Source organism: Streptomyces sp. NPDC029138 (genome assembly GCF_055564375.1).
This window is the reverse complement of the sequence record NZ_JBVHWM010000013.1, coordinates 115,266-138,228: the sequence shown is the minus strand read 5'-3', so window position 1 is coordinate 138,228 and position 22,963 is coordinate 115,266. Positions and strand designations below refer to the sequence as shown.

General features: G+C 71.9%; 26 protein-coding genes. 19 read left to right on the top strand and 7 right to left on the bottom strand.

From position 1 onward, the window contains the following. Positions 1-229 precede the first annotated feature (229 nt). Both ACZ4WH_RS14640 and ACZ4WH_RS14635 read left to right on the top strand, forming a co-directional pair. Positions 230-1,093: a phosphatidylinositol-specific phospholipase C/glycerophosphodiester phosphodiesterase family protein gene (locus tag ACZ4WH_RS14640; protein WP_468180218.1), complete on the top strand. Its 864-nt coding sequence runs from the start codon at positions 230-232 to the stop codon at positions 1,091-1,093. 103 nt (positions 1,094-1,196) lie between these two features. Next, complete coding sequence (locus ACZ4WH_RS14635; protein WP_358644418.1) at positions 1,197-1,391, top strand: hypothetical protein; 195 nt, start codon at positions 1,197-1,199, stop codon at positions 1,389-1,391. Between the two features lie 6 nt (positions 1,392-1,397). On the opposite strand, the gene ACZ4WH_RS14630 is transcribed toward ACZ4WH_RS14635, so the two are convergent. After that, positions 1,398-2,570 carry a phosphodiester glycosidase family protein gene (locus ACZ4WH_RS14630; RefSeq protein ID WP_468180217.1) on the bottom strand — a complete coding sequence of 391 codons (1,173 nt, stop codon included), beginning with the start codon at positions 2,568-2,570 and terminating at the stop codon, positions 1,398-1,400. A 140-nt stretch (positions 2,571-2,710) separates the two neighbouring features. Continuing rightward, positions 2,711-3,070 carry a DUF779 domain-containing protein gene (locus ACZ4WH_RS14625; RefSeq protein ID WP_468180215.1) on the bottom strand — a complete coding sequence of 120 codons (360 nt, stop codon included), beginning with the start codon at positions 3,068-3,070 and terminating at the stop codon, positions 2,711-2,713. 127 nt (positions 3,071-3,197) lie between these two features. Between ACZ4WH_RS14625 and ACZ4WH_RS14620 the strand changes: the two genes are divergently transcribed. The 5 genes from ACZ4WH_RS14620 (at position 3,198) to ACZ4WH_RS14600 (ending at position 5,953) form a co-directional block, all read left to right on the top strand. Continuing rightward, on the top strand, positions 3,198-3,698 hold the full coding sequence (locus ACZ4WH_RS14620; protein ID WP_468180213.1) for a hypothetical protein: 501 nt from the start codon (positions 3,198-3,200) through the stop codon (positions 3,696-3,698). A gap of 123 nt (positions 3,699-3,821) precedes the next feature. Then, complete coding sequence (locus ACZ4WH_RS14615; RefSeq protein ID WP_468180212.1) at positions 3,822-4,544, top strand: DUF2625 family protein; 723 nt, start codon at positions 3,822-3,824, stop codon at positions 4,542-4,544. A 321-nt stretch (positions 4,545-4,865) separates the two neighbouring features. Next, a complete protein-coding gene (locus ACZ4WH_RS14610; protein ID WP_468180211.1) occupies positions 4,866-5,003 on the top strand; it encodes a hypothetical protein in 138 nt (45 codons plus the stop codon). A 145-nt stretch (positions 5,004-5,148) separates the two neighbouring features. Beyond that, a complete protein-coding gene (locus ACZ4WH_RS14605; protein WP_468180210.1) occupies positions 5,149-5,334 on the top strand; it encodes a hypothetical protein in 186 nt (61 codons plus the stop codon). 19 nt (positions 5,335-5,353) lie between these two features. After that, positions 5,354-5,953: an amidohydrolase family protein gene (locus ACZ4WH_RS14600; protein ID WP_468180226.1), complete on the top strand. Its 600-nt coding sequence runs from the start codon at positions 5,354-5,356 to the stop codon at positions 5,951-5,953. A 5-nt stretch (positions 5,954-5,958) separates the two neighbouring features. On the opposite strand, the gene ACZ4WH_RS14595 is transcribed toward ACZ4WH_RS14600, so the two are convergent. Together ACZ4WH_RS14595 and ACZ4WH_RS14590 are read right to left on the bottom strand one after the other, a co-directional pair. After that, positions 5,959-6,597 (bottom strand): DedA family protein, encoded by a 639-nt coding sequence (locus tag ACZ4WH_RS14595; protein WP_468180209.1) that lies wholly within the window; start codon positions 6,595-6,597, stop codon positions 5,959-5,961. A gap of 86 nt (positions 6,598-6,683) precedes the next feature. Next, positions 6,684-7,100, bottom strand: a complete 417-nt coding sequence (locus ACZ4WH_RS14590) for a nuclear transport factor 2 family protein (RefSeq protein WP_468180206.1) — start codon at positions 7,098-7,100, stop codon at positions 6,684-6,686. Positions 7,101-7,319: 219 nt separating this feature from the next. Between ACZ4WH_RS14590 and ACZ4WH_RS14585 the strand changes: the two genes are divergently transcribed. Then, a complete protein-coding gene (locus ACZ4WH_RS14585; RefSeq protein ID WP_468180204.1) occupies positions 7,320-8,495 on the top strand; it encodes an acyl-CoA dehydrogenase family protein in 1,176 nt (391 codons plus the stop codon). Continuing rightward, positions 8,492-8,965, top strand: coding sequence for a cupin domain-containing protein (locus ACZ4WH_RS14580; RefSeq protein ID WP_468180202.1), 474 nt, complete (start codon positions 8,492-8,494; stop codon positions 8,963-8,965). Before ACZ4WH_RS14585 ends, ACZ4WH_RS14580 begins: the two co-directional genes overlap by 4 nt. 233 nt (positions 8,966-9,198) lie before the next feature. Here ACZ4WH_RS14580 and ACZ4WH_RS14575 read toward each other — a convergent pair whose 3' ends face one another. Further along, positions 9,199-10,659 carry an MFS transporter gene (locus ACZ4WH_RS14575; protein ID WP_468180200.1) on the bottom strand — a complete coding sequence of 487 codons (1,461 nt, stop codon included), beginning with the start codon at positions 10,657-10,659 and terminating at the stop codon, positions 9,199-9,201. A 361-nt stretch (positions 10,660-11,020) separates the two neighbouring features. Between ACZ4WH_RS14575 and ACZ4WH_RS14570 the strand changes: the two genes are divergently transcribed. Together ACZ4WH_RS14570 and ACZ4WH_RS14565 are read left to right on the top strand one after the other, a co-directional pair. Continuing rightward, positions 11,021-11,449 (top strand): helix-turn-helix transcriptional regulator, encoded by a 429-nt coding sequence (locus ACZ4WH_RS14570; RefSeq protein WP_468180199.1) that lies wholly within the window; start codon positions 11,021-11,023, stop codon positions 11,447-11,449. Positions 11,450-11,770: 321 nt separating this feature from the next. After that, positions 11,771-12,712, top strand: a complete 942-nt coding sequence (locus tag ACZ4WH_RS14565; protein ID WP_468180197.1) for an aromatase/cyclase — start codon at positions 11,771-11,773, stop codon at positions 12,710-12,712. 294 nt (positions 12,713-13,006) lie between these two features. Here ACZ4WH_RS14565 and ACZ4WH_RS14560 read toward each other — a convergent pair whose 3' ends face one another. Then, complete coding sequence (locus tag ACZ4WH_RS14560; protein WP_468180196.1) at positions 13,007-14,059, bottom strand: LLM class flavin-dependent oxidoreductase; 1,053 nt, start codon at positions 14,057-14,059, stop codon at positions 13,007-13,009. 256 nt (positions 14,060-14,315) lie between these two features. On the opposite strand from ACZ4WH_RS14560, the gene ACZ4WH_RS14555 reads away from it, so the two are divergent. The 8 genes from ACZ4WH_RS14555 (at position 14,316) to ACZ4WH_RS14520 (ending at position 21,944) form a co-directional block, all read left to right on the top strand. Beyond that, entirely contained in the window at positions 14,316-15,188 is an 873-nt protein-coding gene (locus tag ACZ4WH_RS14555) for an NAD(P)H-binding protein (protein ID WP_468180194.1), read from the top strand. A 48-nt stretch (positions 15,189-15,236) separates the two neighbouring features. Then, a complete protein-coding gene (locus ACZ4WH_RS14550) occupies positions 15,237-16,505 on the top strand; it encodes a beta-ketoacyl-[acyl-carrier-protein] synthase family protein (RefSeq protein WP_468180192.1) in 1,269 nt (422 codons plus the stop codon). Next, entirely contained in the window at positions 16,502-17,716 is a 1,215-nt protein-coding gene (locus ACZ4WH_RS14545; protein ID WP_468180190.1) for a ketosynthase chain-length factor, read from the top strand. Before ACZ4WH_RS14550 ends, ACZ4WH_RS14545 begins: the two co-directional genes overlap by 4 nt. Before the next feature lie 167 nt (positions 17,717-17,883). Next, positions 17,884-18,153: an acyl carrier protein gene (locus tag ACZ4WH_RS14540; protein ID WP_468180188.1), complete on the top strand. Its 270-nt coding sequence runs from the start codon at positions 17,884-17,886 to the stop codon at positions 18,151-18,153. Then, positions 18,150-19,172 carry a ketoacyl-ACP synthase III family protein gene (locus ACZ4WH_RS14535; RefSeq protein ID WP_468180186.1) on the top strand — a complete coding sequence of 341 codons (1,023 nt, stop codon included), beginning with the start codon at positions 18,150-18,152 and terminating at the stop codon, positions 19,170-19,172. The genes ACZ4WH_RS14540 and ACZ4WH_RS14535 overlap by 4 nt, the downstream gene beginning before the upstream one ends. 101 nt (positions 19,173-19,273) lie before the next feature. Then, on the top strand, positions 19,274-20,257 hold the full coding sequence (locus ACZ4WH_RS14530; protein WP_468180184.1) for a 3-oxoacyl-ACP synthase III family protein: 984 nt from the start codon (positions 19,274-19,276) through the stop codon (positions 20,255-20,257). Positions 20,258-20,272: 15 nt separating this feature from the next. Further along, entirely contained in the window at positions 20,273-21,007 is a 735-nt protein-coding gene (locus tag ACZ4WH_RS14525; protein ID WP_468180183.1) for an SDR family NAD(P)-dependent oxidoreductase, read from the top strand. Between the two features lie 25 nt (positions 21,008-21,032). Beyond that, positions 21,033-21,944, top strand: a complete 912-nt coding sequence (locus ACZ4WH_RS14520) for an MBL fold metallo-hydrolase (RefSeq protein WP_468180181.1) — start codon at positions 21,033-21,035, stop codon at positions 21,942-21,944. On the opposite strand, the gene ACZ4WH_RS14515 is transcribed toward ACZ4WH_RS14520, so the two are convergent. Beyond that, complete coding sequence (locus tag ACZ4WH_RS14515; RefSeq protein ID WP_468180179.1) at positions 21,914-22,762, bottom strand: AfsR/SARP family transcriptional regulator; 849 nt, start codon at positions 22,760-22,762, stop codon at positions 21,914-21,916. The genes ACZ4WH_RS14520 and ACZ4WH_RS14515 overlap by 31 nt on opposite strands. Positions 22,763-22,963 lie beyond the last annotated feature (201 nt).

Sequence of the window (22,963 nt, the reverse complement as noted above, 5' to 3'; positions counted from 1 at the left end):
CCGGCAGACCACTCGCCAAGACCCGCGTTTCACCCTTCGCAGCACTCCGCCCCGCTGAATGAGATCCAGCGGGGCGGAATAAACCAACAGCGTCCACCCGGGGCGGGCTTTTTCGTGCGCGCACGCCGACGAAGTGAACAGAGCGCCAACTCCCCGCGAGAGGGGGCCCCTTCCGTGGCAAGTGCACGGATACTCTCCCCGGTTCCCATCAACCCCAGGGAGGCAGTGCATGGCCCTCACCACCCGTCGCAGAGCCCTCACCACCCTCGGCGCCGCCCTCGCGGGCACGTTCGCGCTGCCCGCGAGCCGCGCGCTGGCCGGTGAGCGGACGCGTCAGCCGCGCCCGCTGTGGCACGCCCACGCCCACAACGACTACGAGCACCCGCGACCCCTGTCCGACGCCCTCGACCACCGCTTCGGCAGCGTCGAAGCCGACATCTTCCTCGTCGGCGACCAGCTCCTCATCGGCCACGAGGCATCCGACCTCGACCCGTCCCGCACCCTGGAATCCCTCTACCTGGAACCGCTCGCCGCCCGGGTCAGGGCCAACCACGGGTCGGTCCACCGGGGTTCGCGCCGACCGCTCCAGCTCCTCATCGACATCAAGACCGAGGGCTCCGCCACGTACCTCGAACTCGACCGCCACCTGCGCCGCTACCCGCACCTGTTCACCCGGTACGCGCACGGCCGTGTCCACCCCGGGCCGGTCACCGCGGTCATCTCCGGCGACCGGGCGGCCCGGGCGCCGATGGAGGCGCAGACCGAGCGGCGCGCCTTCTACGACGGCCGGCTCGCCGACCTCGGCGGCGCCGCCCCGGCCTCCTTCATCTCGCTGATCAGCGACAACTGGACGCAGAACTTCACCTGGGCGGGTGTCGGGACGTTCCCGGAGGCCGAGCGGCAGAAGCTGCGCGGCATCACCGGTGCCGCCCACGCGCGCGGGCAGCAGGTGCGGTTCTGGGCCACCCCCGACACCGCGGGCCCGGCCCGGAACGCGCTGTGGACGGAACTGCTCGCCGCCGGGGTCGACTACCTCAACACCGACGACCTCGCCGGCCTGGAGTCCTTCCTCGACGCCCACCCCTCCGCATAAGACCACACGATCGGAGGACACGTCAGCCGCCCGGACGAACCCTCCGCTACGCCACACTTGCGGCCGAACGCCGCACATGGGGCGTGGCGGAGGAGGGTTCCCGATGGCCATTTCCATCTCTGTGGTGCTGCTGCTTCTGATCCTGGCCGTGATCTTCATTCGCAACTGCTCGCTGAAGATCTCACACGCCCTGGTCTGCCTGCTGCTCGGCTTCTACCTGGCCAGCACCAGCATGGCGCCCACCATCCACAGCGGGCTCACCGCGACGGCCGACCTGGTGAGCAGCCTGCGGCCCTGATCGGTCTCACTGTGCGGAGAAGACGCCGATGCCGTTGGGCACCGGGCGTTCGGCACCGCCGCTCGGGTGGTTGCGCACCGTCACGGCGGTGTCGTCCGTGTCGCGGGCGACCAGCTCCGTGGAGCCGCCGCCGTCGAGGTTGAAGGCGGCGGTGGCCCCCAGCGACCGCATGGTCTCCGCCTCCTCGGCGACGGTCAGCCCGGTGCGGTACTTCGCCGAGCCGTCGAGCGCCAACAGCAGCATCTGCTGCCCGCCGCCCTTGTATCCGACGACCGTCCGCACCGCCGACGTGCCGTCGTCCAGGCCGGACAGCGGGCTGCCGTCGCGCAGGATCGGGAAACCGCCGATCGCGAACGTGTACGGCACCCCGGACGAGGCCGCCACCAGAGTGTGCGACACGTCCACCGGGTCACCGACCGACAGCTTGCGCAACTGCCGCGCGCCTTCCTCGCGGCCCACCAGGACCGTGGTGCCCGCCGGGATCGTGCCGCTGCCCGGGGCGTCGGTGGCGGAGACCACCCGGCCGTCGCGCACCTTCACCTCGTAGGTGTCGTCGCTGCACGGCGCCGCGCGTTCGGCGTCGGTGCCGCACACGGCCCGCACCCGGGAGGCGCTGCCCCAGCGCGCGGTGAAGGCGCCGACGGAGTCCACCGGGAGCGCGTACTGGTTGAGGCCCTTCAACGGCAGTTGTCCGTCCGGGGTGCCGACCGAGCCGGAGAGGGAGAGACGGTCCAGGCGGGCCCGCCGGTCGGTGCCGACGCCGAACACGTCCCGGGTGCTCGTGCCCGGGGGCAGCGCGGGCCCGAACCGCTGGCCCTTCGGCACCGCCGCCTTGAGTACCTGCCCGTCGGCCACGGCCGGTCCGACGGCCGCGCCCGTGGCCTCCACGCCCGGGTGCTGCGTCTCCGTGATGTTGAAGAAGTCGCCGTTCACCCCGGCGACCGCACCGGCCGAGTCCGCCAGCCGGGAGACGGCCGCCCGGGCCGCCACCGCGCCCGGGTACAGCAGGTCGACGTGGACGTGCGGATCGGCCAGGTCCACCGTGACCAGATGGGCGCGGGCCGTCCCCGCCGCCCCGTCGATGTCGAACTGCCGGTAGGTGACGCCCGGCGCGAGCCGTCTGCCCGCGGGCGCGGCACCGGCCGGTGCCGCCCCCGCCAGGGCGGCGCCGGCCAGCACACCGAACGCCGTGACAACCGTGAGAACCGCTCTGCCCGCCGCCGAACGCCTGCGAGGTCTCGCCACCGTGCCCCCTGATGTCTCGTCAACTCTCCTCAGCGCAGGGGCAGTGGACCAGACTTGGGCGGCCGGCGGGCCGACTAGGCGTCGACGACGCGAGAACGGGTGAGAAAACGCACCCCCTCGGGTGCCTCCAGGGAGAAGCCGCTGCCTCGTCCCGGCACAACGTCCACGATCAGCCGGGTGTGGCTCCAGGCCTGGTACTGGCTCCGCGACATCCAGAACGTGACGGGCTCGGGCACGCCGTCCACCGTCAGCTCAGCCAGCAGCACGTCGGAGCCGCCGGTGCGGAACTCGCCGTCCGGGTAGCACATCGGGGCGCTGCCGTCACAGCAGCCGCCGGACTGGTGGAACATCAGCGGGCCGTGCTCGGCGCGCAGGCGGCGCACCAGCTCCGCGGCCTGCGGAGTGAGCGCGACGCGCGGGATCTCCTCTTCCATGTCACCGTCCTGGACAGCCGGGGGCGTCGAATCGTCCGCCCCAGTCTCACGGATGGTCACGAACCCGTCCAGAACGCCTCGTTGCCCGCCGCACCCGCTCCCCCCTGCGAACGGGGACAATGACGGCATGCGCCCTTCCTTCCCGAGCCCGCCCGAGCCGCGCTTCGTCCCCTCCGGTGAACACCCGCTGTGGGACGAGGCGCTGGCGGCGGTCAACCGGGACCTCGCGGCCACCCTGCCCGAACAGGCTCCGCTGTGCCTCATCGCGTACCCGGCGGACGAAGACGAGGACGAACAGGTCTACGTCGCGCTGGCCGACGGCAACGCGCACGGCAACTCCCTGTGGCCGTCCCGCTCCGCCGACTGCGCGCTGGGCAGCGTTGCCGAGGCCGCGCAGGAAACGATCATGGGGTGCCTGTGGCAGGTGTGGCCGGTCTGCACCCTGCACGGCCTCGGGATGCATGTGGGGGAGGAGGCCGGGCGCCCGGCCTGGAGCTGCGCCGGCGGCGGGCAGCCGGGCGAAGCGGCCCATGTGCGCGCGGCGGTGGGGGAACTGGACACGGTGCACCGCCCGCGCCGGCCGAACCGGAAGCGGCGCAAGGACGGCAAGGACGGCAAGGAGCGCTAGGACGGCAAGTGTCGCCAAGGCGGCACGGACGACAACGGTCGCCAAGACGCCACGGACGGCAAGGGCCGCGCGGCGCGCCGGGCCGGCTGAGCCGCGGCCGGAACCTGCTGCGATCATCGGCGGATGCGAGAGATCGACGAGCTGGTCCAGGTGGCCGATCCGGCCTGGCCGGAGCTTGAGCAGGCGTTCACCGGCAGCGCCGTACCCCTACGGGTGCTGCCCGCCGACGCCGACGAGGGCCGCCGCTGCCTGCTCCAGTTGCAGGTGACGGCGAGGTCGGTGCTCGGTGCGCTGACCCTGCACTGCGGTGGGCTGGTCCTGGACGACGGCTGGCTGCGGGTGTACGGCGCGGGTGGCGCCGGCGGCGGGCTGCCGAGCCTCGGCCGGGTCAACGGGTTTCCCGGCGAGTTCGACCCCCAGTGGTACCCGGCGGCCGGGCTCGTCGTCGGCCATGACGTGCTAGGCGGTGTCTTCTGCCTCAACGGCCATGACCCCGCGGGCAACGGCCGGCCGGGCGAGCCGGGGCAGTTGACCTACTTCGCGCCGGACACGCTGGAGTGGGAGGCGCTGGACATGGGCCACTCGGCGTGGATCGGCTGGCTGCTGTCCGGTGGGCTGGACAGGTTCTACGCGGGGCTGCGCTGGCCGGGCTGGCGGGAGGAGTCGGCGGCCCTTGAGCTGTCCCAGGGCATCAGCGTCGTCCCGTTCCTGTGGTCCAAGGAGGCGCACGAGGATCTCGCCGCCACCAGCAGACGGGCCGTGGCGCTCCGCGAAGTCGTGGGCGTCGCCGCCGACTTCGCCCGGCGACTGGGCCCGGCGGACCCGGGGTTCCTCGGCGAGGTGTGAGCGGACGACGCCCTCATCCGGTGGCAGCGGTCCGTCGCATCAGCAGCGCGAAGACCCCCGACGCCACCACCAGGCCCGCAGGCAGGGCCAGGTCGATGCCGCCCCTGGGCGGAGGCCACGGAGCCGGTGCAGACGGTGTCGACACACAGCGCGGACGCGCCCACCCCCGACCCGAGGGGCGGCGCGTCGGCCGGGTTGACGCCGCCGGTGTACCAGAAGGGCATGAGGGGCTCCTTCGGAGAGGGCCAGGGCAGGCGGGCAGGGGCGCGCGGAGGCCTCCGGTGCCGAAGCCACAGCACGCCGGGGCACCGCCACACGCCGTTGACCGTGCTCCTGCTCGGCCCGAGTACGGCCGTCCACGCCATGGACATCGTGCTGCGCCGCAACCGCTACCAGGGCCCGGCCCTGGCGGACGAGACGTCCACCGGCCTTGTCGGCGTGCACCGCGCTCGCCGCTGAGCGGGAGCGGATGTGTCTTCTTTGACGATCGGGGCGCCCGTGCCCTCGTCGGGCCCGGTACCACCGTGGTGGACCTGCCCGGTGCCGTTGTCACCACCGGCTCACCGACGGGCATCCGCACCCGGTCTCCGGGGCGGAGCGGACCATGGGCGTCGATCCGGCCGGCTGCCGAGACCTGGACGCCGTACGGGCCACGCTCGCCGAGGCGGTCCGGACGCTGCGGCCGGGCGCCTGGCTGCGTGGCTGGGGTCCGAACCCCAACGCCTTCGGCACCGCCCCGGTCGCCAACGCCGCCCTCGGCCCGGTCCTCGCCCCGCCATTCCCGCCCTGACCGACCTGTTCCACGCGCACTGGGCGCTGGCGGGCGAGCGTGCGCTGGAGCCGGCCCGTATCGACGAGCCCGGGAGTTCGCCCACGGCTCGGAGATCGTCTGCGATACGGCGGGCCGGCCCACGCACATCGAGACCGTCCCGGACGACACGCTACGACGCTTCACCCCGCTCGGCGTCGTCGCCTCCATGCAGCCGACCCACTGTCGCGAGTTCAACCGCGCCGACCACACCGACACCTGGTCCCGGCGGCTCGGGGAGGAGTGGGCCGGGCGCGCCTTTCGCCGCCGTGATCTGCGGGAGGCCGGGGTCCGGGTCGTCCTCGGCTCCGACTGGCCCATCGCGTCGTACCCGCCGCTGGAGGTCATGGCCGGCGCCCGGTACTGCCGCCCCGCCGATCTCTCGCGGCTCCCGCACGGCCCGGGGCAGGCCCTCACCGTGCTCCAGGCGCTTCAGGGCATGACCGTCGACGCCGCCTGGGCCGCCGACGAGGAGGACCGCGCCGACCTGACGGGCCTGGCCGACGACCCGCTGCGGGTGCCCGACACCGAGCCGGCCGGGCTGCCGGTGGTGCTCACGGCGGTGGCGGGGCGGGGCACGCACCGGGCGGCCGAGCTGTAGCGCGTTCAGCGTGCGGAGTCGCGCCGCTCCCGGCGGGCGCGGAGGGCCTCCGGCAGCAGCGGCAGCAGCGACAGGACGACGACCACGGCGACCAGCGGCAGCAGATAGTCGTCGATGTGCGGGACGGACGCACCCAGGGTGTACCCGGCGAGCACCAGCGTCTGCGACCACAGCACCCCGCCCACCGTCTGCCAGAGGGTGAAGGTCCGCGTCGGCACGCCCAGGGCCCCGGCCACCGGGTGCAGGACCGTCCGCAGCAGCGGCACGAACCGGCCGATCACCAGCGCCTTGCCGTAGCCGTAGCGCGCCAGCAGCCGCTCCGCCCGCGCCGCCGCGCCCTTCACCCGCCCGCTGCTCGTGCGCGCGAGCAGCGCCCGGCCGCCGTGCCGTCCGATCAGATACCCCACCTGGCCGCCCGCCACCGCGCCGACCGCCGCGCACACCAGCACCTGCCAGAGCGCCAGTCGCGGCGGCTGCTGGGCGCTGCCCGCGCACAGCACACCGGCCGGGAACAGCAGCGTGTCACCGGGCAGGAAGAAGCCGACGACCAGCAGGCCCGACTCGGCGAAGAGCACCACGAGGACGCCCAGCGCGCCGAAGGCGGCCAGCACCGAGGCGCTGTCCATCGGGTTGACGGCGATCACCGGCCGAGCCTCCTGGCCTTCTCGGGGACCCTGTCCACTCCCCAGGATCGCCTGCCCGGCGCGGCCGTGCGCGCCGGTCGCCTGGATCAGTCGTACGAGATGTGCCGCGAGCGCAGCAGGATGTCGTCGCCGTCCACGGTGAGGACGTCCTCCAGGAGGCAGCTCGGCCAGATGTCCGGAACCTTCTCGCCCTGCCGTGTGCGCACCACCAGTGCGTAGAGCGTGGCCCGGATCGAGTCGTCCGGCAGCGGCGTGAGCACGATCTGGTTGAAATAGTGCCGCCTGGTCACCCGGTCGTCCTTGGTCGCCTCCCGGTGGGCCTCGGCGGCGGCGAGAATTCCCGCCCGGGTGCGGGCCGGCGGCGCGTCGGGTGAGTGGTGAAAAATGGCGTCCTCGGTGAAGGTGTCCACGTATTCCTTGAAGTTTCCGCTGTCGAGGGCGTGCGTCTGCCGGGCGTAGAAATGCTGGACCCGGGCGTAGAGTTCCGGCGTCACCTGTCGCATCGTCGAACACCTCCGTGAAGCGCCGTGGCGAATGTCCCGGCACGGGAACCTATTTCCGGCCGCTGGAGGCGGAATGGATCAGCGCTGAACGCCGGCCGGGCCGCGCGGGGACCGGTACGGCGCGGGCTGGAGCGGTTTTCCAGACGGTTTCCAGCGCACGGTCCGACGATCGGGTCTTCGAAGGCACGCGGCACTGCTGGAGAGGACACCGATGCGCTGATGCCGGGTAACGAGGACGGTCTGGTCGCTGCGGGACGCCGGCTGGCACACATGGCCGCACCGCACGCGCTGAAGTCGGAAACGGAGCGGCGGCTGACGCCGGAGGTCGCGGACGCGGTGGTCGAGGCGGGTTTCCCCCGCCATTTCGTGCCCGCCCGCTGGGGCGGCACCGAGGGGACCTTCGCCGCCTGCGTGCGGGCGGCGGCGCACACCGCGGAGGGCGATCCGTCCGCCGCCTGGGTGGCGTCGGTCGTCGCCTCGCTCGGCCGAATGGCCACCTATCTGCCGGAGGCCGGGCAGCGGGCCCTGTGGGAGCGGACGCCGGACACGTTCATCGCCTGCGGCCTGGTGGCGAGCGGAACCGCGACGGACGTCGGCGACGGCTGGCGGGTGAGCGGCCTCTGGCAGTACGTCAGCGGGATCCACTTCTCCGACTGGGCCCTCGTGGCCTGCCCGGTGCCGGCCGGCGACGACGGGCCCGAGGTGCGCTTCCTGCTGGTGCCCCGGTCGGCGTACACGATCGAGGACAGCTGGTTCACGGTCGGCATGCGGGCCACCGGAAGCGACAGCCTGCGGATCGAGGACACCGTCGTCCCCAAGGAGTACTCCTTCCCCCGTGGCGCGCTCCTGGCCGGCACACCGCCCCAGGGCGCGCCCCGCACCTCCGCCGTCCCGCTGCGCGCCGTCAGCGGGCTGACCTTCGCCGGTCCGGTCCTCGGCGCGGTACGCGGAGCGCTGCGGGCCTTCGGCGCCGACCTGGCGCGCCGGCGCGCGAGCGGCCCCGGCCACCGGGTGCTGGCCGGGAACGACACCGCCGCCGGGACCGCGCTCGCCCGTGGCCTCGCCCGGACCGAGGCCGCCGGGCTGCTGCTGGACCAGGCCGCGACGGCGGCGGACGCGGGTGTCGCGCCCGGCACCGACACGGCCCGGCTGGCGCTGCACCACGCCGTGGCCGCCGAACTGCTCGCCGACACCGTCCAGGACGTCCTGCGGCTGTCCGGCACCTCGTCCCACGACCAGCAGGCGCCGCTCCAGCGCTTCTGGCGGGACGCGACCACCGCGGCCAGCCACGCCGTCCTGCGGCTGGAGCCGGCGGGACGGGAGTACATGGACGCACTCGTCGCCGACGGCGCCTTCGACGAGGCGGCCGGTGAGGAAGGGGAGGCGGGGCGTTGACCATCACCCCGGGAAAGATCGTCCTGCCGGGCGAGGTCGAGCCCGTGCGCTGGACGGTGGAGGAAGGCAGGTTCCTGCTGCGCGGCACGGACACCGGCGGGCTCTTCTCGCTCATGGAGTTCATCACCCCGCCCGACGGGGGGCCGCCGCTGCACCTGCACGAGAACGAGGACGAGACGTTCGTCGTGACCAGCGGGGCCTACGCGTTCCGGCTCGGCGACCAGCGGTACGAGGGCGGGGTGGGCACCGTCGTCTACGGGCCGCGCGGCACCAGCCACGCCTTCCGGAACATCGCCGGTACGACCAGCACGATGCTGTGCTTCGCCACGCCCGGCGGCGCCGAGCTGATGTTCGAGGAACTGATCGAGCTGCGCGAGCGTGCGTCCAAGCTCGGCTGGCAGGACATCCTCGCCCTGGCCGCCAAGCACCGCATCAGCTATCCGGAGGGGCCGCCGCCCGGGCGCCGATGACCTCGGGGGCGTAGCGCGTCCGCCAGGGATGTCGGGCGTCTGCCGGGCCGTATCGCTCCGCCAGCGGCGTCGCTCCGCGAAGCCGTATCGCTCTGCCAGGCTGTATCGCGTCCGCGAAGCCGTATCGCTCCGTGAAGCCGTATCGCTCCGCCAGGCAGTATCGCGTCCGCCTCGCACGGTGTCCGGGTCCGGTCCCGTGCGAGGCGGGCTTCTTTCTGCCCGGGGCCGTGGGATCAGGCCTCCACGGCCGCGTCCTTGTCCACGGCGGGTTCCGGGCGCGGTGCCGTGGCGCGGGCCACCGCCCGGGTGATGACGTGGATGAGCAGGGTCATCAGGAAGGTGATGCCGAACGCCACCCACGCCGAGACCTCGGTCGCGTGAGCGTAGGCGCCGGCGTTCGTGCCGCCGCCGAGCGTGGCGAAGAAGAGCGTGCCGACGCAGGCGAGACCCGTGACGCTCGCGAACTGCTGGAACGTGGAGAGCATGCCGGAGGCCACACCGGCCTGGGCCGGTTCGACGGTGGACAGCGGCACCCCCACCAGGGACGGCAGGATCAACCCGTTGCCCAGGCCCATCAGGGTCAGGGCGACGAGCAGCACCGGCACCGAGTTGCCGTCGCCGACGATGTGCAGCCCCGCCGCGATGACCAGGACGCTCACCGTGGTGACCGCCGCGCCCAGCGTCATGATCCACAGCCCGTGCGAGGCGATGAGGCGCCGCCCGACCAGCGAGGTGACCATGGCGCCGACCGCGAGCGGCACGAAGCACAGGCCGGCCCGCAGCGGGCTGAGACCGAGCCCGTCCTGCACGAAGAGGCTGAGGACGAAGCTGATGCTCATGAAGAAGAGCATGAAGGCCGCGTTCATCGCCATGCCGATGCTGAAGACGCGGCTGCGGAACAGCGTCACGTCGAGCAGGGGCTGACCGCCCGTCCGGCTGACCCGGTGCTCCCAGCGGACCGTCAGGTACAGCGCGGGCACGGCGGCCACGAGGAAGACCCAGATCCAGGCGGGCCAGCCGAGCCCGCGCCCGAAGATGAGGGGGACCAGGGCCAGGCCGAGGGAGCCGGAGACACCGGCCACGCCGACCAGGTCCAGTCGGGGCCGCTTGTCCGTGGTCGTCCGGGGCAGCAGCCGCCGGCCCAGGGTCACCAGGACCGCGCCGACCGGCACGTTGACCAGGAAGATGGTGCGCCAGCCGAGGCCGGCGACGTCCGCGACCAGCAGCAGGCCGCCGCAGATCTGGCCGAAGATGCCGGCGAGGCCGGCCGTGACGCCGTACCAGGACAGGGCGCGCGGCCGCTCCGCCGGCGGGAAGATCACGGTGACCAGGGCGAGCATCTGCGGCACCATCGCCGCCGCCGCGAAGCCCTGGAGCAGCCGGCTCACCACGAGTTGGGCCGGGGTCTGGGACGCGGCGCAGAGCGCGGACGCCAGGGTGAACCCGGTCATCCCGCCGAGGAACATCTTGCGGTAGCCGATCAGGTCGCCGAGCCTGCCGCCCGTCACCAGGCCGGTCGCGTACACGAAGACGTAGCCGCCGACGACGAGTTCGAGCGCGGCCTCGCCGGCGTGCAGATCATGGCGTAAGGACGGAAGCGCGACATTGACCACCTGCGCGTCGAATCCGTACATGAAGAAGGCGGACATGATGACGGGCAGAGTGAGCCAGCGCCGCGGGTTGTCGGCCTGCACGGTACCTCCTTGGGAAATGTGAGGAAATTGCGGACGGGGAATTCCGGAAATGAATTCGCAATACGCCGGAAATTGCGTTCTGCGTATGGTTTCATGTCGGGGGTTCGGGAGATTACCCCGAACATGTTCCACATATAGCAATGGTGGAGTAAAAACGCCGACCTGAGCAGGGTGATTGGCGTGAACCTTGCGATGCCGCGTGCCTGCTGTTAGCGTGATCAAGATCGGTTTTCCGGCATCGGCCGAAACTATTGTCTCGGGCGACTGGATTCGATGTGTCACGCCTTTCTGGGAGTGTTGGGCAATGGGGGATTCGTACATAGTTGGGTTGATTCACGGTCATCCGTTGATCCGTTGGGCCATGGACCGGATCCTGAGCAGCGACCCGGCCATCACCGTCATCCCCGACCTCGGCGACCGCGGGCTCCCGCGGCTCGACGCCGTCGTCACCGACTCCCCGCTGCCCGCGCACATCGGACGCCGGGTGCCCGACGCCAAAGTGCTGCTGCTCGGGCCCGACGACCGGCCCTCGCCGCAGGAACTCATCGCCTCGGTCCGGGCCGTGCTCGGCACCCCGGCCGCCGACGGCGGCGAGCGGCAGATCCGGTTGACGGTGCGCGAGCGCCAGGTTCTGCGCCATCTCGCGGCCGGCCTGACGCAGCGTCAGGTGGCGCGCCGGCTCCAGATCAGCCCGCACACGGTGGACACGTACGTCCGACGCATACGCAAAAAGACGGGGCCCGGGAACAAGGCGTATCTCACCCGGGCCACCCTGGTGCAGCGGGTGTGACACTGCCGGGGTCACGTGGTGCTCCTTGACGAGGTGCGGTGGGCGTCCAGAGGCTCGCCGAAAACAGGTGGGAGCATACATGTTGTGTCGCCCCCGGCAGCCAACCCCAGATGTTGTGTCAACGGTGTGTCAGCCGTTCGGACAACGAGTGAAACGGGAGCCCCTCGGGGAGGCTCCTCGCCCAGGTGGGACAAGGGGTCCACGGGCCCGCCCAGCACGTTTCCAGATCGCTTCCAGCGCGACCGGCCAGGCTGAGGCAGGCAGTGCCCGGCCGGGGCACGGGGTCCGGCGCGCGCCGGCGGAAGCGAAAGGTGATCAAAGATGGCTGAAAGTCGGTCCGTCACCCACAGCATCGACATCGAGGCACCGGCGACGGAGGTCTACGGTCTGGTGGCCGACGCCTCGCGATGGCCCGTGGTCTTCGGGCCGACCGTCCACGTCGACGTGCTGGAGCACGGTCCCGCCGAGGAACGCTTCCGGATCTGGGCCTTCGCCAAGGGCGCGGTGGCGTCCTGGTCCTCGCACCGGCGGTTCGACGCGGAGAAGCTGACGGTCGGCTTCCGGCAGGAGCGCAGTGTCCCGCCGATCGCGTCGATGGGCGGGCTCTGGGAGTTCCGGGACCTCGGCGCGGACGCGGGGGGCGGGAGCCGGACGCGGGTGCTCTTCCGGCACGACTTCACCCTCGCCGACGACACCCCGGACACCCTGCGGCGAATCACGGAGATCCTCGACCAGAACAGCACCGCTGAGCTGGAGGCGTTGAAGAACGTCGCGGAACTGGGCGTGCCGGTGGCCGAGTTGGTCTTCTCCTTCGAGGACACGGTCGAGTACGAGGGGGCGCCGGAGCCCGCGTACCGCTTCGTCCACGACTGCGCGGCCTGGCCGCGGCGGCTGCCGCACGTCGAGGCCGTCGACGTCGCCGAGGAGGTCCCGGGCGTCCAGCACATGGAGATGGAGACGAGGGCCGCGGACGGTACGACGCACCGGACCACGTCGGTACGGGTGTGCACGCCCGGTGAACGGATCGTCTACAAGCAGACCAAGCTGCCGAAGGTGCTCCTCGGGCACAGCGGCAGCTGGCACTTCACCAGGACCACCGACGGCCGCAGCGCCGTCACCTCCCGTCACCTGGTGATGCTCGACCCCCGACAGGTGGCACCGGGCGGCCTGGCGGCGTTCCGGGACCAGGTCGAGACGACACTGAAGCGCAGCAGCCGCACGACGATGGAAGCGGCGGCGGACACCGCCACGCGCAACGCTTGACGTCCCCTGAAGCGGAGCCGGCCCCCTGGTGACAGGGGGCCAGTGGGGACGAGGCGGGCGGGGGAGTGGTGGATGGGGGCCGGCGCGGGCAGGCATGGGCCGTCGCACGGATCGGTAGCCTGGCCGTGCCTGCCGAGGTGACCGGTGGTCCCGTAGCCTGTCGCGCCGCTGGACCCGTACAGCCACACCAGGCACGGCAGTTGACGGCCTCGTAGGCCGTTCCGTCGGCTGCCCCTCTCCCGTGCGTCGGCCGTGGCCCGATCCCCCTCCAGGCCACGGCCGACACGGTGGGCGTCACGCCCGGGCGGGGGTCGGAGTGGTCGCCGTGTGGGAGAGGGCGTGGGCCTGGGCCGCCTTGCGGAGCAGTTCCAGTCGACCGTTGTGATCGGTGCGCGCGGGCGAGAGCATGACGGTCAGCGTCGTCGCCCCGGCCGCCGCGAACTCCCGCATCCGCTCGGCGATCCGCTCCACCGGCCCGATCAGCGAGACCCGGTCGATCAGCTCGTCGGGGATCGCCTCCGCCGCCTTGGCCAGGTCGCCCTCGGCGGCCCGCCGGTGGAACTCGGTCATCGCCGCCCCGAAACCGAGCCGGCGCGCCAGGGCCGTGTACACATTGCGCTCCGGGTCGCCCATGGCCAGAAAGTGCGCGTAATGCCCGCGCAGCCGCCCCACCCCCTCGGCCACGTCGTCGACGAACAGGGTCGGCACGCTCGGCGCCACCTCGAACCCCGCCATGTCCTTGTGCGCGCGCTGCCGCCCGTCCCGGAGCTCCCGCACCGCGTCGACCAGTGACTCGGGTGAGACGAACGCCCCGATCCAGCCGTCGGCGATCTCGCCGGTCAGCCGTAGGTTCCGGCCGCTCAACGCGGCCAGGTAGAGGGGGATGCGCGTGGTGCCGGCCTCCGGGAGGTGCAGCGGCGCCGCGTCCCGGCCACCCGCCGGCAACCGGTAGTGCTCACCCTCGTACCGCACCGGCCGCCCGCTCAGCGCGGCGCGGACGATGTCGACGTACTCCCGGGTCCGGGACAGCGGCCTGTCGAACGGCACGCCGTACCAGCCGTCGGACACATCGGGGTTGGACACCCCGAGCCCGAGCCGGAACCGGCCGCCGCTCAGCGCGTCGAGCGTCACGGCGGTGAGCGCGGCGAGCCCCGGCGAGCGGGCCGGGATCTGCATCACACCGGAGGCCAGGCCGATCGTCCGGGTCTGTCCGGCGACCATGCCGAGCACGCTGGCCGCGTCACTGCGGTAGCCCTCTCCGCAAATGACGAGATCGAATCCGGCGCGCTCCGCGCACCGCGCCAGTTCTCCGGCGTTTTCATGGACGAGATGGGCGGCAATGCGCATGCGGAAATACCTTTCGGATTTCGGGGCGGGCAAGGAATCACTGCCGGTCCTCCTCAGCCTCCGCGCGTGTTCTGTAATCGCGATGGAGACAGCCTGGACCTCGCCTTGTCGTCGGATTGCTCCGGCCCGCTCCAGAACTCTTCCGCAACCGCTCCAGAAGCGCCCGAATACTTGTCGAATGCAGGCAACGAAAAACGATCCGGCAGCGGTCGGCCATGAAGGCGACGGCGGCGGTCCGTGCCAGGAGGAGACAGAAATGATTGTGGTGACCGGGGCGACCGGAAATGTCGGTCGGCATGTGGTCACGGAGGTGATCGCGGCCGGCCGGCCGGTCCGCGCGGTGACCCGCGACGCCACCGGCGCCCCGCCCGCGCCCGGCGCCGAGGTCGTCGAGGCGAACCCGGCCGCCCCCGAGACGATGGAGGAGGCGCTGGACGGAGCCACCGCCCTCTTCCTCAACTACTCGGCGGTCCGCGACGCGACCTCCCAGTTGCTGGCGCTGGCGAAGAAGCAGGGCGTGCGCCGGGTGGTCCTGCTGTCGTCCGCGGCGATCGAACGCGAACCCGGTGCCCCCGCCAACCCCATCGCCCAGCTGCACCGCGCCCTCGAAGAGGCCGTGGAGGAGTCCGGACTCGACTGGACGTTTCTGCGCCCCGACATGTTCGCCGTCAACACCATCCGCTTCTGGGGCGCGCAGATCCGCGACCACGGCGTGGTCCGCGCCGCCTACGGCGACGCCGCGCTCGCCCCCATCGACGAGCGGGACGTGGCGGCGGTCGCCGCGACCGCGCTGACCGATCCGTCCCGGCGCCATGTGGGACAGCGGTATCTGCTCACCGGCCCCGAGGCCCTCACCCAGCGCCGGATGGTGGAGCTGATCGGCGCCGCCCTCGGCCGCCCCCTGCGCTTCGAGGAGCTGACCCCGGACCGGGCCGTCGCCGAGATGGCCGGCCTCGGCGTGCCCGAGCCGGTCGCCCGGGGCCTGCTCACCATGCACGAGGGATTCACCCGCGACCCCATGCCCGTCGCCCCGCCGACCCGGCTCATCACCGGAAAGCCCGCCCACACCTTCGCGCAGTGGGCCCGGCTGCACGTGTCCGACTTCACCGCCGACACCACCGCCGCCTGAGGGTCACCCCCGCGACGGCAGGCCGCCCGAAAGGAAACAGGAACACGGATGAATCGACGTACGGTCATCACCGGAATGGCGGTGCGCACGCCCGGTGGTGGCAGCACCAAGGAGTTCTGGGACCTCATCAGCAACGGCCGCTCCGCCACCCGTGTCATCACCCGCTTCGACCCCTCGCCGTACCGGTCCCAGGTGGTCGGTGAGTGCGACTTCGATCCGCGGCTGGAGAACCTGACGCCCCGGGAGATACGGCGCATGGACCGGGCCGCGCAACTGGGCGTGGTCTGCGCCCGCGAGGCGCTGGCCGACAGCGGGCTCGACTCCGCCGCCCTCGACCCGGCCAAGGTCGCCGTCAGTGTCGGCAGCGCCATCGGCTCACCGACCAGCCTGGAGCACGAGTACCGCATCCTGTCCGACGGCGGGCGCCACTGGGAGGTCGACGAGGCCTATCTCTCGCCGCACATGTTCGACTTCATGGTGCCGAGCGCCATCGTCAAGGAAGTCGCCTGGGCGGTCGGAGCCGAAGGGCCCGCCATGATGGTCTCCGACGGCTGCACCTCCGGCATGGACGCCATCGGGCACGCCCGCGACCTGATCACCGAGGGCAGCGCCGACATCGTCCTCGCGGGCGGCACCGACGCCTCGATCTCCCCGATGGTGGTGGCCTGCTTCGACGCGATCAAGGCCACCACACCGCGCATCGACGAACCGGAGCGGGCCTGCCGGCCGTTCGACCGGACCCGCAACGGATTCGTCCTCGCCGAGGGCGCCGCCATCCTGGTCCTGGAGGAGTACGAGCACGCCCGCCGCCGCGGCGCCCGCATCTACGGCGAGGTCGCCGGCTACGCCACCCGCTGCAACGCCTACCACATGACCGGCCTCAAGACGGACGGCATCGAGATGGCCGAGGCCATCCGGCACGCCCTGGACGAGGCACGCGCCGACCCCACGGACGTCGACTACATCAACGCCCACGGATCGGGCACCACCCAGAACGACCGCCACGAGACCGCCGCCTTCAAGCGCGGCCTGGGCGAGCACGCGTACCGCACGCCCGTCAGCGGCATCAAGTCGATGATCGGGCACTCCCTCGGCGCCATCGGGGCCATCGAGATCGTCGCCTGCGCCCTCGCCCTGGTCAACGACGTCATACCGCCGACGGCCAACCTCCACGAACCCGATCCCGAATGCGATCTCGACTACGTGCCGCTGACGGCCCGTGAGGCCCGCCTCGACACCGTGCTCAGCGTCGGCAGCGGGTTCGGCGGCTTCCAGAGCGCCGTCGTCCTGCACGGCCCGCGGAAGGTGGCGGCATGAAGCGCGCCGTGGTGACGGGGATCGGGGTGGTCGCCCCCAACGGCCTGACCACCGAGGACTTCTGGGCCGCCACGCTCAAGGGGCGCAGCGGCATCCGAGAGGTCGCGTTCGGCGACACCCGCTACTCGGCGCGGTTCGGCGGACAGATCGTGGACTTCGACGACAAGCGGCACATCCCCAGCCGACTGCTGCCGCAGACCGACCGGATGACCCGCCTCGCGCTGTACGCCGCCGAGTCGGCCTTCCAGGACGCCGAACTGAACCCGGATACCGTCGCTGGATACGGCAGCGGCGTCACGCTGTCCAACGCGGCGGGCGGATTCGCGCTAAGCCACCGGGAGCTGAAGAAGCTTTGGGGCGAGGGACCGAAGTCGGTCAGCGCCTATCTCTCCTTCGCCTGGTTCTACGCCTGCAACAGCGGCCAGATCTCCATCCGGCACGGGCTGCGCGGCCCGAGCGCCGCCCTGGTCGCCGAGCAGGCCGGCGGGCTCGACGCCCTCGGCTACTCGCGGCGCAACGTGCGGCGCGGCACCCGGATGGTGCTGACCGGCGGCGTCGAGTCGGCGCTGGACCCGTGGGGCTGGATCTCGCACATCTCCAGCGGCCGGGTCGCCCGGCCCGCCACCGCCGACCGGGCCTACCTGCCCTTCGCCGCCGAGGCCGCCGGCTACGTCCCCGGTGAGGGCGGCGCCGTCATGGTGCTGGAGGACAAGGACGCGGCCGACGCCCGCCGGGCGCCCCGCCGGTACGGCGAGATCGCCGGATACGCGGCCACCTTCGACCCGGCACCGGGCACCGGCCGGCCGCCCGGACTGCGCCGGGCCGCCGAGAACGCCCTCGCCGACGCCGGGCTGAACCCCAGGCAGATCGACGTGGTGTTCGCGGACGGCGCCGGCAGCCCCGACCTCGACCGGGCCGAGGCGGAGGCGATCAGCGCGGTGTTCGGGCCACGGGCCGTACCGGTCAGCGTGCCCAAGGCCTTGGTCGGCCGCCTCTACGCGGGCGGCGCCCCGCTGGACGTCGCCACCGCGCTGCTGGCCCTCCGCGACGACGTGATCCCGCCGGCCCCCGCCACCGTGGAGCCGGACCCGGAGTACGGCATCGACCTGGTCGTCGGCGAACCGCGCCACGTCCCGGTGCGCCGCGCCCTCGTCCTGGCCCGTGGCCGGGGCGGCTTCAACTCCGCCCTGGTGGTCACGGCGGCGGCCTGAACAGTCAGACGGAAACCCGAAGACTCAGACGAAGTCAGAAGACTCATACGAAGTCCGAAGACACAGACGAAGTCGGAAGACTCAGACAAGTCCGAAGACTCAGACAAGTCCGAAGACTCAGACAAGTCCGAAGACATCGGACGAAATCCCAAGGCAGAGGAGACACCATGTCCGCATCCGCTTCCGAACTCACCGTCGAGAGCCTGCGCGCCATCCTCGTCGAGGTCGCCGGGCAGGACGAGTCGTTCGACGCCGACACCGACATCGCCACCCTGACCTTCGACGAGCTGGGCTACGACTCGCTGGCCCTGATGGAGCTGTCCGCCACCATCGAGCAGCGGTTCGGCGTCGCGATCGACGAGGAGGAGCTGTCCAAGCTGTCCACGCCGGAAGCCCTCGTCCTGTTCGTGAACGGCATGCTGGCCGAGGTGTCGTGAAGCTGCCCGCACCGCTCGGTCTCGCCGGGCACACCTGGTACCCGCCGGACCGCGACCTCACCGCCGACGCGGTCCGGGAGGGCCGCGTCGACGCCAAGACCGCGCGCGAACTCGGCTACGAGGGGCTGCTGTTGTCGGCGGACACGGCACCGCCCGACATGGCGGTCCGCGCCGCCCGGCCCCTCCTCGAACGGATCGGCTGCCCGCCGGACGCCCTGGGCACGCTGTTCCACGCCAGCATCCACTACCAGGGCCACGACATCTGGTCCGCGCCGCACTACATCGCCCGCGAACTCGGCACCACGGCCCAGCCCGTCGGCCTGCTCCAGCAGTGCAACGGCGGCGCCACCGGCATCGAACTCGCCGCCACGGCGCTGCTGGCGGACCCCGAGTGCGGGCCGGGCCTGGTCACCACCGCCGACCGCTTCCAGCCGCCGGTGTGGGACCGCTGGCTCGGGGACTTCGGCATGGCCGTGGGCGACGCGGCCACCGCCGTCGTCGTACACCGGGGCGAGTACCCGGCGGACCTCCTGCTGCATGCCACCGGCACGGTGTCGGTGCCGGAACTGGAGGAGATGCACCGGGGGAACGACGCCTTCAACACCTCGCCCCTGGAGCACAGCCCGGTCATCGACGTCCGGCGCACCAAGCGGGCGTTCATCCGGCGCCACGGCATCGACCGGTTCTACAAGGCGGCCCACCAGGGCGTCCGCCGGGCCGTGGCGGAGAGCCTCGCCCACGCCGGCCTGGAACCCGACGATCCGCGTCTGCGCTGGGCGGTCCTGCCCCGGCTCGGCAAGAAGGCGATGGAGGAGGCGTACATCCCGCCGCTGGTGCAGGTCACGCCCGCCGAACTGCTGGACCTCGGCACCCCGACCGGCCACCTGGGCGCCGGAGACCTCAACGCCTCGCTCACCCAGCTGGCCCGCGAAGAGCGGCTGGCGCCGGGGGAGTTCGCGCTGATCCTCAACAGCGGGGGTGGGTTCACCTTCAGCAGCTTCATCGTCGGGCGGCCCTGAACCGGCGCCGCCCGCACCGGCCACAGCTCTCCGGCACACCACCGGGATCACATCACCGGGATCACACCACCGAGAGCCCACACCCAGAAGGGACACAGCCCATGCCCGTGGGAATCCTCCGGGTCGGCGGACACACACCCGCCGACGTCGTCAGCAACGAGCGGATAGCCGAGTGGAGCGGCACCACCCCCGACTGGATCGCCGAGCGCACGGGCATCCGGGAGCGGCGCTACGCCGACGCCGGCACCACCACCTCCGACCTCGCGGCCCACGCCGTGCGCCAGGTCTTCGCGGAGGCCCCTGACGCCCCGGAGCGCGTCGGCGGCATCATCGTCGCCACCTGCACCCCGGACGTGCCCCAGCCCGCCACAGCCGCCGTCCTCCAGCACAAGCTGGGCCTGCGGGACGTCCTCGCCTTCGACATCAACGCCGTGTGCAGCGGCTTCCTGTACGGGCTCACCCTCGCCGACGGGCTGCTGAGCCGGACCGCCCAGCAGGACCAGCTGCTCCTGGTCGGCGCGGACAAGTTCTCCACCATCATGGACCGGAGCGACCGGCGCACGGTCTCGCTCTTCGGCGACGGCGCCGGCGCGGTGCTGCTCGGCCGGGTGCCGGACGGCTACGGCCTGCTCGCCTCGCGGCTGGTCTCCAACGGGGAGCTGCACCACTACGTAGGCGTCGAGGCCGGCGGCACCCGCACGCCGCTGGACGAGGCCGCCCGGGCGGCCGGCGACCACCTGCTGCGCATGGACGGGCGGGCGGTGAAGGACTACGCGGTGACCACCATGCGCAAGCTGGTCGAGCAGGTCCTCGACGACAGCGGACTGTCCGTGGACGACATCGACCGCTTCGTCTTCCACCAGGCCAACACCCGCCTCCTGGAGTCCTTCACCGCCGACCTGGGCATCGACCCCGCACGGGTCCCGCTGACCGCGCCGCGCCTCGGCAACACCGCCGCCGGCTCCATCCCGCTCACCCTGCGCGCGACGGCGGACGAACGGCTCCTCCGGCGCGGCGAGCACCTGCTGTTCGCGGCGGTGGGCGGCGGCATGACGGCGGCGGCCGCGGTCCTGCGCTGGTACTGAAACGAGGAGTAGGACATGCGTCTCGCAGGCCGTGTGGCCGTGATCACCGGCGGCACCAAGGGACTCGGCCTGGCCATCGCCACGGCCTTCCTCGCCGAGGGGGCCCGGGTGGTCTGCGCGGCCCGCAACCCCCACGACATCGGCAAACTGGAGGCGGAGGCACCCGACCGCGTGCTCTACCGGCCCGCGGACGTCGCCGACGAGCGGTCCGTACAGGACCTGATGAGTGCCACGGCGGAGCACTTCGGCGGACTCGACGTGCTCGTCTGCAACGCCGGCACCAGCCGGGACGGCAAGATCGTGCGGCTGGGGCTGCCCGAGTGGCAGGAGACCGTGGCCACCAACCTCACCGGCACCTTCCTGTGCGTCAGGGAGGCGGCACGGCACATGACGGAGCGGGGTACGGGCCGGATCGTCACCGTGTCGTCCAGCCTGGCCGGCCGGGTCGCGCTGGGCGCCTCCGCCTACAGCGCCACCAAGGCGGCGGTGGAGATGTTCACCCGGACCGCCGCGGCCGAGCTGGGGCCCAAGGGCATCAACGTCAACTGCCTCTCGCCCGGATACGTGGACGAGGGCATGGGCAAGCGGTTCTCCGCCGACCCCGCCGTCTGGGAGGCCCACAAATCCCGGCTCTCCCTGGGCCGCATGGGCCGCGCCCACGAGATCGCGGACGCCGCCGTCTATCTCGCCGGCCCGGAGAGCACCTACGTCAACGGGCATGTGCTGGAGGTCAACGGTGGCCTCGCCTAGCCGGCAGAAACCGGAAGGGACGATCGTGACAGGCAAGACCGAGGAACGGCTCGAAGAACTGGGCGACGGTGTGTTCGCCCATGTCCAGCTGGACGGCGGCTGGTGCCTGAACAACTCCGGCATCATCGTCGGCTCCGACTCCACCGTGGTCGTCGACACCGCCGCCACCATGCGGCGCGCCACCCTGCTGCGCGACACGGTCGCGAAGCTGTCCGCGCGGCCGGTGACGACCGTGGTCAACACCCACCACCACGGCGACCACTGCTTCGGCAACTGCGTCTTCGGACCCGAGACGTCGATCGTCGCCCACGACCTCGCACGCACCGAACTGGACGCCGGAGGCCTCGCCCTGACGAAGCTGTGGCCGGACGTCGACTGGGGCGACGTCCGCCTCAGACTGCCCGAGGTGACGTTCCCGGAGCAGCTCACCCTGCACCAGGGCGGGCACGAGATCCAGCTGATCCACGTCGGCCCGTCGCACACGACGAACGACATCGTGGCGTGGCTGCCGGGCCCGCGCGTGCTCTTCGCCGGGGACGTGGTCATGAACGGCGCCGCGCCGTTCACCCTCATGGGGTCCGTGCAGGGCTCCCTCGCCGCGATCGAGCGGCTGCGCGCGCTCGGCCCGGAGGTGATCGTGCCCGGCCACGGCCCGGTGGGCGACGCCCGGCTACTGGACGCGAACGCCCGCTACCTGCGGTGGATCCAGCGCCTGGCGGCCGCCGGTACGACGGAGGGACTCAGCCCGCTCGCGGTGGCACGCGGCGCCGACCTCGGCGAGTTCGCCGACCTGCTCGACGGCGAACGCATCGTCGGCAACCTGGTACGCGCCTACGCGGAGGCCGCCGGCGGCGCACTCGGCGAACCCCTCGACGTCATGGCGGCCTTCGGGCAGATGATCGAGTTTCATGGAAGCACCCCGACGTGTTTCGCCTGAAGCTCCCTCCCACGGCGGACGAACAGCGGCCACACCGTGTCGTCCTCCAGCGCCGGGTCGTTCACCAGGATCGCCTGGCGCAGCGCGGCCATGGCGGGCAGCGGGTCCAGCCCGAACTCGTCCGCCATCCGCGCCCGCAGCTGGTCGCACTGGGCGAGGGCCCGGGTCCGCTGCCCGCACCGGTACAGCGCGATGATGTAGAGCGCCTGGAGGCCCTCGTGCGAGGGATGCTCGGTGGTCAGCCCGGCCAGTTCGCCCAGCACCTGGTGATGCCAGCCGAGGCGCAGATCGATCTCTATCCGCCGCTCCAGGAGCATCTTCCGGGACTCCTCCAGGCGCGTGACCTCGGCGGACAGCCGCGGTCCGGTCTGTACGTCGGCGAAGGCGGGCCCCCGCCACAGGTTGAGGGCCGCCGTGATCCGGGCGTGCGCGGCGAGACAGTCGTTGGCCTGCGCCGCCTTGTGGCCCTCGGCGGCGAGCCGGTCGTACTCGGCGACGTCGAACCGTCCGGGCCTCGCCGCCAGGAGATAGCCGGCGCCGTCCCGGCGCAGTACGTCCTTCGGATCCACCCGGTCCCCGCTCGGCGAGGTCGCGGCGCCGATGAGCCGGCGCAATTGCATGACGTAGGTGTGCACGGTGGTCGAAGCGGTCCGCGGCGGACGGTCGTCCCAGAGTTCCGAGATGATGACGGAACTCGATACGACATTTCCGATGGATGATCCGAGAAGGGCCAGGAGGGTGCGCGGCTTCGCTGCCTTCGGAACGACATTCTCGCCATTGTTCAGGACGGTGAATGGGCCTAACGCGAAGATATCCACGAAAGAGTCATCCTCTGGTTCGAATTGCGGGCGAGGCAGTCCCCGTTGACTGCTTGCTGGTGATCCTTCCTAGCTGGAATAACAAGGAAACGGAATCCCCGGTCCCGTAAAACCGTGACTTGACGGAACGATAGTTGCCTGTAGACCTCATCCGTCCCTCCTACGCTGTCAACCGGGTCTGGAGTCCGTATGGAGCTGCGC